10 protein-coding genes are annotated in these 11,285 nt (G+C 62.4%); all 10 read right to left on the bottom strand.

The window, feature by feature from the left end:
* Positions 1-1,168 (bottom strand): indolepyruvate oxidoreductase subunit beta family protein (locus ACTG4J_RS12120; protein ID WP_439139860.1); only part of this gene is annotated, 1,168 nt, incomplete at its 3' end.
* The gene (locus tag ACTG4J_RS12115) at positions 1,165-3,333 is read right to left on the bottom strand and encodes a thiamine pyrophosphate-dependent enzyme (RefSeq protein ID WP_439139858.1); all 2,169 of its coding nucleotides are present in this window, start codon (positions 3,331-3,333) and stop codon (positions 1,165-1,167) included. The genes ACTG4J_RS12115 and ACTG4J_RS12120, both read right to left, overlap by 4 nt.
* A 30-nt stretch (positions 3,334-3,363) precedes the next feature.
* Positions 3,364-3,780 (bottom strand): acyl-CoA thioesterase, encoded by a 417-nt coding sequence (locus ACTG4J_RS12110; RefSeq protein WP_439139856.1) that lies wholly within the window; start codon positions 3,778-3,780, stop codon positions 3,364-3,366.
* A 1-nt stretch (position 3,781) separates the two neighbouring features.
* On the bottom strand, positions 3,782-5,089 hold the full coding sequence (locus ACTG4J_RS12105) for a TRAP transporter large permease (RefSeq protein WP_439139854.1): 1,308 nt from the start codon (positions 5,087-5,089) through the stop codon (positions 3,782-3,784).
* The gene (locus ACTG4J_RS12100) at positions 5,086-5,592 is read right to left on the bottom strand and encodes a TRAP transporter small permease (RefSeq protein ID WP_439139852.1); all 507 of its coding nucleotides are present in this window, start codon (positions 5,590-5,592) and stop codon (positions 5,086-5,088) included. Before ACTG4J_RS12100 ends, ACTG4J_RS12105 begins: the two co-directional genes overlap by 4 nt.
* Before the next feature lie 3 nt (positions 5,593-5,595).
* Positions 5,596-6,627, bottom strand: coding sequence for a TRAP transporter substrate-binding protein (locus ACTG4J_RS12095; protein ID WP_439139850.1), 1,032 nt, complete (start codon positions 6,625-6,627; stop codon positions 5,596-5,598).
* Positions 6,628-6,764: 137 nt separating this feature from the next.
* A complete protein-coding gene (locus ACTG4J_RS12090) occupies positions 6,765-7,952 on the bottom strand; it encodes an OsmC family protein (protein WP_439139848.1) in 1,188 nt (395 codons plus the stop codon).
* Positions 7,949-8,902 (bottom strand): methylenetetrahydrofolate reductase, encoded by a 954-nt coding sequence (locus ACTG4J_RS12085; protein ID WP_439139846.1) that lies wholly within the window; start codon positions 8,900-8,902, stop codon positions 7,949-7,951. Before ACTG4J_RS12085 ends, ACTG4J_RS12090 begins: the two co-directional genes overlap by 4 nt.
* Positions 8,903-8,976: 74 nt before the next feature.
* Positions 8,977-10,380, bottom strand: a complete 1,404-nt coding sequence (ligM, locus tag ACTG4J_RS12080) for a vanillate/3-O-methylgallate O-demethylase (RefSeq protein WP_439139844.1) — start codon at positions 10,378-10,380, stop codon at positions 8,977-8,979.
* Between the two features lie 23 nt (positions 10,381-10,403).
* Entirely contained in the window at positions 10,404-11,138 is a 735-nt protein-coding gene (locus tag ACTG4J_RS12075; RefSeq protein WP_439139843.1) for a GntR family transcriptional regulator, read from the bottom strand.
* Positions 11,139-11,285: the final 147 nt, after the last annotated feature.

The raw sequence follows: 11,285 nt of genomic DNA, 5'->3' as shown, positions 1-11,285 counted from the left end.
GGATGAAGCCTGAAAACCGCGTGGTCTTGACCTGCATCGGGAAGGACAGCTTGCCCCAGCCGCGTCGTTCGGAGATCGCCATCAGCCACGCGCCAAGGGCGCGGGGCAGCATGCCGAAAATCTCCTCCGGCCCCGGTTTCATGTATTCGGCCACATCGACGATGTCGCCGGGGCGTGCCTTGGCCTCGGCGGTGACGCGTGCCATGCGGGCGGCGCGCAGTTTCAATTCAGCCACGCGGTGTGTGTCCTCGTAGCTCATGCGCAGCGCCATGTGGCGGGCGAGTGCGGCCAAAAGCTTTGGCGTGGCGGCGGGATGGGCGGCGATGCGAGTGAGATGCGCCAGATATTCGGCGGCATATTCCGCATCCTGATAATCGGTCAGCCGCCGCATCCCCTCGGCGGCCAGCCCTGCGGCCTCGGGCGGTAAAAATGCGGTCTCGGGGCTGGGGGGCAAGAGCGGTTCGGCTTCTGCCGGCAAGGCGGTCTTGGTGCGCGTGCCGCCAAGATCGGGAACCGGCCCGCGATCGCGCTCCTCGGCCAGTTTCAATCCGGCCTCGAAACCCCGATTGTTGGCCTCGGAGGCGCGCTTGCCGCCCTCCATCGCGCGGCGGATACTGTCCAGCGGCAGGGGCAGCGCGCCCGAGCCTGCCAGAACCCCCAAGACTACGGAATTCAGATGGCACCCCTCACGCAGTGCCACGGCAGAAAAATCGTCGATCAGCGCGGATTTGGCGAAATCTCGGCAAGTGGCGATCATCGGTTCCGGGTCAAGCCGCCCATCGGCCATCGCGCTTTTCTCATCGACCGTATAGGTGCGGTGGGTCGAGAAGATGAGCTTTGTGCGTTCGGGCGTGACAAAGCCCGCATTCACCATCCGCACCGCTTCCAGCAGTTCGGTGGCGACCAAAACATCCACCCGCCCCGGCGCGGGGTGCAGCGCCATGATCGGGCGGACCGGCCCGGTTTTGGGCAGGAACTCAAGGTAATAGGTCGTGGCCCCCGTGCGCTGTGCGACACCGGGGACAGAGGTGCGCTGCACCCAAAGCCCGGCATCAAGGGCGGCTTCGGTCAGCCAACCGGCCAAGACACCGCCGCCTTCACCACCCATCGCGGCGATCAATAGCCGGGTGGGACGGGTTTGTGTCTCTGCTTTGATCGGGGCGTTCATTCTGCGGGTACCCCTTGGGCGGCGGGCGTGCGGGTGGGGCGGTCTTGCGCCTCGCCGCCGAAAGCCCTGATCAACCAATCCGACAGGCCACGCCGGGCGCGGTCCCACGCGGTCGGGTTCTGGATGATGTCGATCCGCGCGAAAGACGGGCAAAGCTGGGCCGCATGGCTGACCTCACCACACAGGCCACAGCCCACGCAATCATTGTTCACATGCGCCACCGGATCGGTGCGCAGCGGGTCGGGGTTTGGCTTGATCGTGAGCGACGGGCAGCCCGACAGCCGGATGCAGCTATGATCGCCCGTGCAGGTGTCTTCATCCACCCAGAAGCGTGTGCGCATCACCCGCTCGCCCGCGGCAACCGCCTTGGCCATGGCGGGCTTGACGCGGCGTTGGCGCGCAAGCTGACATTCGCCATCGGCCAGAATGACCTTAAGGCCCTTTTCCTTGGTCAACCGCGCCTCGCGCAGCACATTGACCAGATTGCCGACGCGGTAATTGTCGACGCGCTTGATCCATTTGACGCCCATCGCGCGGAGCGCCTGCTCCATGTCGAGGCCCTTGCCGCGACCTGTTTCCTTGGGCTGGCTCGATGGCAAATCCTGCGCGCCCGTGGCGCTGGAATAGCCGTTGTTCATCACCACCAACACGCTGTCATCCTGGTTGAAAACCGATCCGGCCACGCCCGTCAAAAGCCCGTTATGCCAGAACCCGCCATCGCCCATCACGGTGAAGGGGCGCTTGACCTGCGTGCCCGACACGGCCGAGGCCGCGGCCAAGGAAAGCCCGTAGCCGATGATCGAATGGCCTTGACTGAAAGGCGGAAAGGTTGCCAGCGCATGACAGCCGATATCGACCGAGACATGCATCGGCCCGGTCTCTTCCTTGACCAGCTTCATCGCGGAAAAGACGGGGCGTTCCGGGCAGCCGGTGCAGAATGTCGGCGGGCGTGGGGGAAGGGCGGGGGCATCGCGCGCGGCCAGTGCCGCCTTGTTGGCATCGACACGGCTCAGCCATTGACCCAGCTCGCCCGGATCGACGCCATAGGTGTCAAGGAACTTGGCCAAGCCCCCTCCGACCACGGCGGCGGTGTATTCGCCCGCCATCGGCAGCATATCCTTGCCGTGGACGCGCGTTTGCAGATCGGCCTGGCGCAGGATCTTGCCCACTGCCAGTTCAATGTATTCCGGCGCACCTTCCTCGACGATCAGCACAGCCTTCTTGCCGCGTGCGAATTCGACGATCTGGTCCGGCAACAGCGGGTGCGTGACGTTCAGGACAAGTGTGGGGATCTTCAGATCGCCATAGGCATCCGACAGTCCCGCATCGGCCAGCCGGTCGTTGAGGCCATTGAACAGGCCGCCTTGCGTGATGATTCCGATCTCGCCCGTATCCGGCCCCATGAACTCGTTCAGACCCTCGCGCGCGATGAAGTCGCGGGCCAAGGGCAGGCGGCGGTTCACCTTGTCGCCCTCCTGCACGAAGGTCACCGGCGGATGGGCAAGGCGAGCGTAGTCGAAGGGGGCGGGTTCCGCGAATTTCTCGCGCGTCGATTTCGGGGCGGGGACGTTGTCCTTGGCCTCGAAGCTGCCGAAGACATGGCAGGCGCGGATGCGCAGCTCCATCATCACGGGGGTATTGCTGGCCTCGGACAGCTCAAAGCTTTTCTCGACCATCTTCACGATCATCGGCAGATCGGGGCGCGGATCGAGCAGCCAGATCGAGGATTTCAGCGCATAGGCATGGCTGCGCTCCTGAATGACGCTGGCACCTTCGCCGTAATCCTCGCCCACCACGATCAGCGTGCCACCGATCACACCGGGCGAGGCGAGGTTCGAGAGCGCATCGGCCGCCACATTGGTGCCCACGATCGCCTTCCACGTCACGCAACCGCGCAGCGGATATTGCACCGATGCGGCAAGCATGGCGGCCGCCGCCGCCTCGTTCGTGCAGGTTTCCAGATGGATGCCAAGCTCGGACAGGATATCCTCGGATTGCACCAGCACATCGAGCAGATGGCTGACCGGCGCGCCTTGGTAGCCGCCCACATAGGCCACGCCCGATTGCAAAAGTGCCTTGGTGACGGCCAAGATCCCTTCGCCGTGAAAAGTGTCGCCATCGCCCAGTTTCAGGTCCTGGATTTCCTTGTGGAACGAGACTTCCATGGGTTTCTTCCTCTTTTCACGTCGCGGTGTTCAGGCGAAACGCGCCTTGACCTCGTCTGGAACCGGGCGGCCCTTGATCTTCTCGGGGTCGTCGGGGTGGCGGCCCACCCAGACGCGGGTTTCCCACGCCTCGATGGCGAGCGCGTCACCCTTGAAAACCTTGTGTTCGACATCGAAGCTTGAACCGCGCCATTCAGCGATGCGGCTTGCGATGGTGATCGTCTCGCCCCAGCGGGATGGGATGATGAATTTCGCCCGCGTATCGACCATGGGGATGCCGACGATGTCGTAGGTCTTGACCATCTCGTGCTTTGGCAGGCCCGCAGCCGCGAACAGCGCCACCGTCGCATTGTCGAAATGCTCGAAATAGCGCGGGTAATAGACGATGCCCGCCGGGTCGCAGTCACCCCATTCGATGAAAACGTCCCGGCGGTTGATCAATCCCATCTCAGCGCCCCAGCATCGTATCGGGCAAGAACAGCGCGATATCGGGGAAGCTGACCAGCAAGATCACGCAAACCCCCATCGCCAGCCAGAAGGGCAAGATGCCCATATATATCTGGCCAAGCGGCACATTGGGCGCCACCCCTTTGACGACGAAGACATTCATCCCCACGGGCGGGCTGATCAGCCCCATCTCCAGCACCAAGACCATGATGATGCCGAACCAGATCGGATCATAGCCCAGCGTGGTGATGATGGGCAGCACGATGGGCACCGTCAGCACCATCATCGCGAACCCCTCCATAAAGGTGCCAAGCGCGATATAGACCAAGATGATCACGGTCAGGATCGCCAAGGCCGGGATCGCCAACTCGCCGATCCAATCGGCCAAGTTCACGGGGATGCGCGTGAGTGCCAAGAAGGGCGCAAAGAAATGCGCGCCAATCAGGATGAAGAACACCATCGCGGTCGTCTTGATCGTATCAAGGATCGCCTCGAGGAATTTCGGCACATTCAGCTTCCCCGACCACAGCGCATGCATGAACGTCAGGAATGCGCCCACTGCGGCTGCCTCGGTCACGGTGAAGATGCCAGCATAGATGCCGCCCAGCACGATAATGACCACAAAGATCAGCGCGCCCGAATTCATCAACACCTTGAAGCGTTCGCCCATCGGCACACGCTCGCCCGGTGGGCCCGCCTCGGGGTTCATCATCGACACGATGAAGACGGTCGCCACGAAAAGCGCGGTCAAGAGCAAGCCCGGCAGCACGCCTGCCAGAAACAGCCGTCCCACCGATTGCTCGGTCAAGAGCGCGTAGACGATCAGCACGGTCGATGGCGGGATCAAGATACCCAGCGTGCCGCCCGCCGCGATCGACCCCGTGGCGAGTTTTGGCGAATAGCGGTAGCGTTCCATCTCGGGCAGGGCGACCTTGCCCATCGTGGCGGCCGAGGCGATGGACGAACCCGACAGCGCCGCGAAACCCGCGCAGGCCATGATGGTGGCTGCAGCCAGACCGCCGCGCTTGTGGCCGACCCAAGCATGGGCTGCGCGGTACATATCCGCCCCCATGCCCGAGACATTGGCGAATGCCCCCATCAACACGAAAAGCGGGATCACGCTCAGCGTGAAGACAGCGGAATAGGAAAAGGGGAACGATCCCATGATATTCAGGGCCGCGGTGGTGGAATTCAGCACCGCAATGCCAACCGCCCCCACCAGCATCATGGCAAGCCCAATCGGCATGCGCAGCGCAAGCAGCAAGAACAAGGCGGCAAAGCCCGCGATGCCGGCAAGTGTCGGTGTCATATCTTGGCCTTTTCGGTCGTTTCTTTTGGAAAGATGACCCGCATCGCTTCAAGCAGCAAAACGATCGAGAATAGCCCGGCCGAGATTGCCACGCCGAACTGGAAGGGCGATTTGGGTATCTGCATCATGTTGGAGACATCACCATGCGCATGGCTGCGCAGCGCGTATTCGATGCTTTCCCATGACAAGATCGCCAACAAAACCGCGCCCAGCATATGGATGATGAAATTCAGCCAGCGAAACGCAGGTCTGTCGAACAGCCCCGACAAAAGATCGACCGAGACATGCCCCCGCACGATCGCGGTGTAGGGCAAGCCGCAGGCCACGATCACCGACATGGCCAGTTCGGTGATCTCGTAGCCACCCCGGAAGGGACGGCCGAAGAAGTACCGCATGAAGATCTCGTAGACCACCAGCAGCACAAGCCCGGCGAGCACCAGGCCGCCGGCATAAGCCAGCAGCCTGAGCACCCGTTCAAAGCCACGTTCGAACGTGTCGAGCATCGCTTAGTTCACGCTGATGCCGGCAAAGGCCAGCATCGCCGCACCGTCGATCCCCTGTGCGGCCATTGCCTCGATCCATTGGCCGTAGATCGGTGCCAAGGTTTCACGGATGCGAGCCTGCTCCTCGGCCGAGAACTCGATCACTTCCTTGTCGGATGCGTTGCGCACGAACTCGATCGCTTCTGCGGCACGGTCCAGATAGGCTTGCGTGGCCTTGCGGCTGAGTTCTTCGCCCGTCAGACGGTCGATGATCGCCTGATGTTCGGCCGAGAGGTTGTTGTAGCTGTTCTCGTTCATCACAACGGTGAATTGCGAGCGGCCGAAGACCGGGCCGGTGATGGTGAAATAGTTCGCCACCTCGTGCATGCGGAAGTCGAGGATGGTGGTGAAGGGCACCATCGCGCCGTCGATCACGCCGCGCTCAAGCTGCGGATACAGCTCGGGGATCGGCAGCGCTACGGGCGTGCCGCCCATCGCTGCGATCTGACCTGCCTGTGCTGCCGAAGGCGAGCGGAGTAGCATACCCGCCACATCGTCGAGCGAGCGGATCGGCTTGTCGCGGGTGTAAAGCCCCGCATCGTCCGCCGCCCAAAGCGCCAGAACCTTGAGCCCGTCGAATTCCGGGTTGAGATAGCCACCCTCGAGCAGATCCCACATCAACTCGGTCGTGGCCATGCCGTCTTCGCGCAGGCTGGGCAGTTCGATCATCTGGGTGCGGGGGAATTGCGCCGAGGTATAGCCGGGCAGGCTGAAGGCCATGTCGACGGTGCCTTCGGCCGCTTGACGGATCAGCTCAGGCGCGCCGCCACCCAACTGCATCGAGGGGTAGAGCGTCAGGACCAGTTCGCCATTCGATTCCGCCGCGATATCGGCGGCCAAGGGCTCGAGGATCATCCGATAGATGATATGGCCCGGCGGCACGAAGGTGTGCAGGCGCAACTCTGTTTGCGCCTGTGCGGCGGTGATGCCGAATGTTGCGCAAAGACCGAAGATGGTCGATGCGAATGCGGCCTTCATGGTTCTTGAATGTAGCATGTCTTCCTCCCTTTGTTTCGTGGTGCCCTGTCGGTCGATAGGGCGTCAGGCTGTCGTTTCGGTTTCAAACCGCGCGTCGCGGTCCAGCAAGTCCCCAGCCATCGGGACTATCTCGTCGGCTGATGATGCGCACAGGATCATTTGCGCGTCACCTTGAGTTTGGTTTTCAGATCGGTTCGGCAAAATGCATGCAAGAAACAGGTCCGTTCCGAGACATCGAGCATGTCGCGCGCAACATCGTCGCTTTCGCTGGTTTGCAGCTGCACATGGGTCTCGACCGGGTCTGCGCTTCCTGCCAGACCGGTCCCGCCCGAGGCACCGCCCAGCGAGAAATGCGTATCTTGCACCACCGCGTAATGCGAAAGGTCCAGCTTTTCCATCGAGGCCATGCGCCCGAATTGCGTCATGAAGCAAAAGGCGATGCCCGCCGAGATATAGCTCACCGCATCGGGTGCGCGGCCTTGCCCATGCGGGGCGGCCTCTTCGCTCAGATAGCGGAAGATCGAGCCATGCGGGCTATAGAGATGCTGTTCGATTTCCTTGATGCCATCTTCGCGTAGCGTGCAGATCGCGGCGGGGTTCAGCGTACGGTCCTGTTCGTCGGTCAGGCTGGTGGCCGCCCCCGCGGTGCCCTTGGCAACAGCTTTTTGCGGCGAGGGTCCAAGCCGTTCGATCAGTGTCAGATCGGTCGCGGCGGCAAGTGGCGCGTCGCCTTTGGGCCCGCCCACGACCGCGTGATCGAGCGCGCTTGCCTCACCCGTGGGGATCTGGATGCCATTGCGGCTAAGGGTGAAGAGGCTTGGCAAGACCCCACGCATCAGCCCGTTGAGCGGCGAGGCATGGACCGCGTTCATCAACATCTCGCTCAACGCAGCGTCAGGCAGGTCGCAATCGATCTCGACCTCCAATTCGACCGGAAGCGCGCCACCCGTCATGGTGCGCTTCATCATCGAGCCCTTCATCGTGTAATAATTGTTCTGGATCAGCCGCAGATGGCGCAGCTTGACCCCGTCTCGCGCGGCCAAGGCCATGATTTCATTCATATAGCTGGAAATCATCCCTACGGTCAGAAACGACAAGGGGCAGGGGGCGGCGTCATGCCCGTTGAGATAGGCCCCCTCGTCCGAGACCAGCCGCCACATCGCGCCGGTGCGGGTCGAGAGGACCAGCGCCTCCTTCTGGAACCCCGCCAGCGCGCTGACCCATGTGCGCACCGCATCGCCATGGCGCAGCGGCGCAGGTGTCAGGCCGACATCATTGGGGTTGGCGACCCGAAAAAACGGTGCTGTGCCACTTTGCCCGATGATGTTGTCAGCCTGTTTCATATGCTTCGCTCCGTTTGGATCGTGAGCTTGGTCTCGTCATGCGCCGCACCCGATTGGCCGCGCGCTTTTGCGGCAAAGGCCGCGCTTGCCTCGATCCCGCCCAGTGGAAACAGATGTATCTGTGAGATCAGGTTGCCCGGGTCATCGGCAATCCCGGCGGCAAGGTCGCTCAACAATGCGTCCGGCTCAAAAGGCATGAGCAATTTGGTGACATCGCGCGCGCGCTTTTGCAAGACCGACAGCGAGGCGCCCACGCCACAGGCGACGGCGAATTTCAGCAGTGTTTGCAGCTTGGCGGGCCCCGCGACACCCAAATGGATGGGCAGCGTGACGCCAAGCCCACGCAAGCGCCGCTCCCAAGCCAGAACGCCCGCTGCCTCAAAGGCGAATTGGGTGACGATCGCCATCTGCGTGCCCGTGCGCGCGGCGTAATCCTGTTTCCACAACAGCGCCTGATCGACCGCATTCGTGCCGCCATCGGGATCGATGTCGCGATTGCCCTCGGGGTGGCCCGCCACATGCAGCCGCTCAAAACCCGCCGCCTCGAAATAGCCGGTTTCAAGCAGTTGCATCGAACTGTCGAGGCCACCCACGGGAGTTGTCGGACCGCCTGCCAAGACCAAGGCCTCTGTCACATCGGCCTCGTGGCGGTAGCGGTTGATCCAGTGGTTCAACTCGTCGGGCCCCGCGATGATGCGGGCGGGAAAATGCGGCATGACCGCGAAACCCTCGCCGCGCAGGCGGCGGGCGGTGGCGATCATGTCGTCGATGGGGGTGCCCTCGAGATGGGCGATGTAGATCCGTGTGCCTTTTGGCACGATGGCGCGGAAATCGGCGATCTTGGCGGCTGTGCGCGGCATCACCTCGATGGAAAAGCCATCCATCAACCGGGCGGCATCCACGCCCAAGCCATCACGCAGACCGGGCTGGCGGAAAGGCAAGATGGGCATGGCAGCTCCTTTCATGTGCGGCGCGCGCGCCGTGGATTGCCGCCCCCCGGACATCCCGGGGAGCGGCCTTGGTTTCACGATTTCGCGCGCCAGCTATCGACGGCGTAGCCTTCGCGCACTTCGCGTGCATAGGGCGTGGAGGCCACGCGCACGCGGATTTCCGTCTGGCGGTGCGGTTCGGTCGAGGTTTTGGCGGTGGTCTCGGGTTCGCCCCATTTCAGCGTCAGGATCTCGTCTTCCTGCACATCTTGATGGACGACACCCAAGGACAGCACGCGGCGTTCATTGTAGCTGTAGCCGTTGAACATCGACATGCCGACCATCTTGCCATCGCGCATCACCATATCGGCGCTCGAGGAGGCATAGTTGGGCTGCGGGAAGTCGATCCACTTGTAGGGCGTGCCTTCCTCGAAGGCCGAGGCGATGACTTTCAGCACATCCTCGGGGTTCCACTCGAAGGTCACCTTCTTGCGGTTGGAGGGCGCATCTTTCAGCTTGGCGAGCGCGGCCTTGCCGATGAAGTCGTCCTTTTTCCAGCCGATGTAGAAGCCATAGCCCAACTCGAACGGGTTGACGTAGTAATCCTCGATGTTGTTCGACACGAAGGAGCCGCCGATGGCGCCCGCCGCCTCGTAGCTGTCGGCACCAAGCCAATCGCGGTAATCCTTGAGCATGCCGTCGCCGGTGTAGATGCCCGGCAGCGGCGAGGGAATCCAACCCGATTCCAGCGTGTTGGTCGAATAGGCGCGGCTGCCGCACTGCACCAGCTTGACGCCCGCATCGCGCGCGGCCTGAAGGATGGTGGAGTGGATGTAATCCTTGTCCTTGTAGGGGCCCCAAATCTCCAGACCCGGCGCGCCCGACATGCCGTGGCGCAGCGCTTGGACCTTTTTCGAGCCGATATTGATCCAGTCGACATGGAAGAACTTGATGTCGGGGATCGGGCCGCCATTCATCTTCTCAAAAATCTTCGGCGCATCGGGGCCTTGGATCTGGAAGCGGTAATGCTCGCGCATCACGCGCTCACCCTCGGGGCGCGACGGCGAACGGGGATCATAGCGCAGGCGCACGTTCCACTTGCCATATGCGGCGCAGAACATCAGCCAGTTCGAGGTCGGCGCGCGGCCCACGAGGATGAATTTATCCTGACGCTCGCGGAAGATGATGTGGTCGCCGATCACATGGCCGTTGGGCGTGACCGGAACGTAATGCTTGGCGCGGTTCAGGTCGAAATTGTTGAACGCGTTGATGCCGTGATAGGCGAGGAATTCCTCGGCCTGTGGGCCTTCGACGATGACCTCGTCCATATGGTGCGACTGGTCGAACAGCACGGCGGTGTCACGCCATGCGGCCTGTTCGTTGCGCCAGTTCTGGAACTCGGGCGCCACGACCGGGTAGACATACATCCCGATTTGCGAATTGCGCAGCATGTCTACCGGGTTGCCGGCTTTAGCCATCACATCGTTAAGGCTTGGCATCTTACTCAGTCTCCTTGGTTGAATTATCGAGATGCGACAAGCGCAAGGCCGGGCACGCGGGCAGCCAGCTTGCGGTCGCATTTCATCACATGTTCGAGGTTTTCGCGTGCAAGGCGGGCATGTTCGCGTGCCAATGCCTCGGCGCGTGCGCCCTCGCGGTCGCGGATCGCGGCGATGATCGCCTTGTGCTGAAATTGTGCGCGCAAGAGCGAGGTTTGAAAATCATGGATCAGCGCCTGCTCTTGCAAGAACGCCGAAGGCGAGGCCAGCGGCAGGCGCATCACCCGCTCAACCTCGCGCGTCATGACTGGGCTTTTGGCCAGCCCGGCCAAGAGTTGGTGAAACTGCGCGTTCGCCGCGACATAGGCGTCGAAGTCGATCCCGCCCGCGCGGTGCAGCGCCTCGTCGATCCGCACCAACAGCGCATCGCACTGGCGCAGGTCATCGGCGTCCGCGCCGCGTTCGGCCGCCAGACGCGCAGCCGTGCCTTCGATCACGCCACGAATTTCGATCGCGTCCAGAATATCGGTAATGCTCAGGCTCGCGACGCGGCAACCGCCGGTTTCGATGCGTTCAAGCAACCCCTCGGTGGTCAAGCGGTCCATCGCTTGGCGGATCGGTGTGCGCGAAATGCCCAGACGCTCGGACAGCGCCACCTCGGCCACGCGGGCCGACGGCTGCAACTCGCCAGACATGATCAGGCTGCGCAAGGCAATGATGGCCTTGTCGACCAGCGACATACGGTCTTCTTCGCCCATTATTCCTCCCTTGCCGAGTCGGGCTTTTGCACCTCGGCTGGGAAACGTTAGGCTGTATACAATCTTGCGTCAATCCATATGAAAACACCCGGTGGTGGGGTGTTTATGGACAGCGCTGTATGCAGATAGGCGGCAAGAAGCGCCAAT

The sequence above is a fragment of the Roseicyclus sp. genome (genome assembly GCF_965662675.1).
Lineage (GTDB): Bacteria > Pseudomonadota > Alphaproteobacteria > Rhodobacterales > Rhodobacteraceae > Roseicyclus.
This window is presented reverse-complemented; position numbering and strand designations above follow the sequence as displayed.

Bases quoted from the DNA above. Each gene is read 5' to 3' on its own strand.
- ACTG4J_RS12115 (WP_439139858.1), bottom strand. From the start codon at position 3,333: ATGGAAGTCTCGTTCCACAAGGAAATCCAGGACCTGAAACTGGGCGAT.
- ACTG4J_RS12110 (WP_439139856.1), bottom strand. From the start codon at position 3,780: ATGGGATTGATCAACCGCCGGGACGTTTTCATCGAATGGGGTGACTGC.
- ACTG4J_RS12105 (WP_439139854.1), bottom strand. From the start codon at position 5,089: ATGACACCGACACTTGCCGGCATCGCGGGCTTTGCCGCCTTGTTCTTG.
- ACTG4J_RS12100 (WP_439139852.1), bottom strand. From the start codon at position 5,592: ATGCTCGACACGTTCGAACGTGGCTTTGAACGGGTGCTCAGGCTGCTG.
- ACTG4J_RS12095 (WP_439139850.1), bottom strand. From the start codon at position 6,627: ATGCTACATTCAAGAACCATGAAGGCCGCATTCGCATCGACCATCTTC.
- ACTG4J_RS12090 (WP_439139848.1), bottom strand. From the start codon at position 7,952: ATGAAACAGGCTGACAACATCATCGGGCAAAGTGGCACAGCACCGTTT.
- ACTG4J_RS12085 (WP_439139846.1), bottom strand. From the start codon at position 8,902: ATGCCCATCTTGCCTTTCCGCCAGCCCGGTCTGCGTGATGGCTTGGGC.
- ligM (WP_439139844.1), bottom strand. From the start codon at position 10,380: ATGCCAAGCCTTAACGATGTGATGGCTAAAGCCGGCAACCCGGTAGAC.
- ACTG4J_RS12075 (WP_439139843.1), bottom strand. From the start codon at position 11,138: ATGGGCGAAGAAGACCGTATGTCGCTGGTCGACAAGGCCATCATTGCC.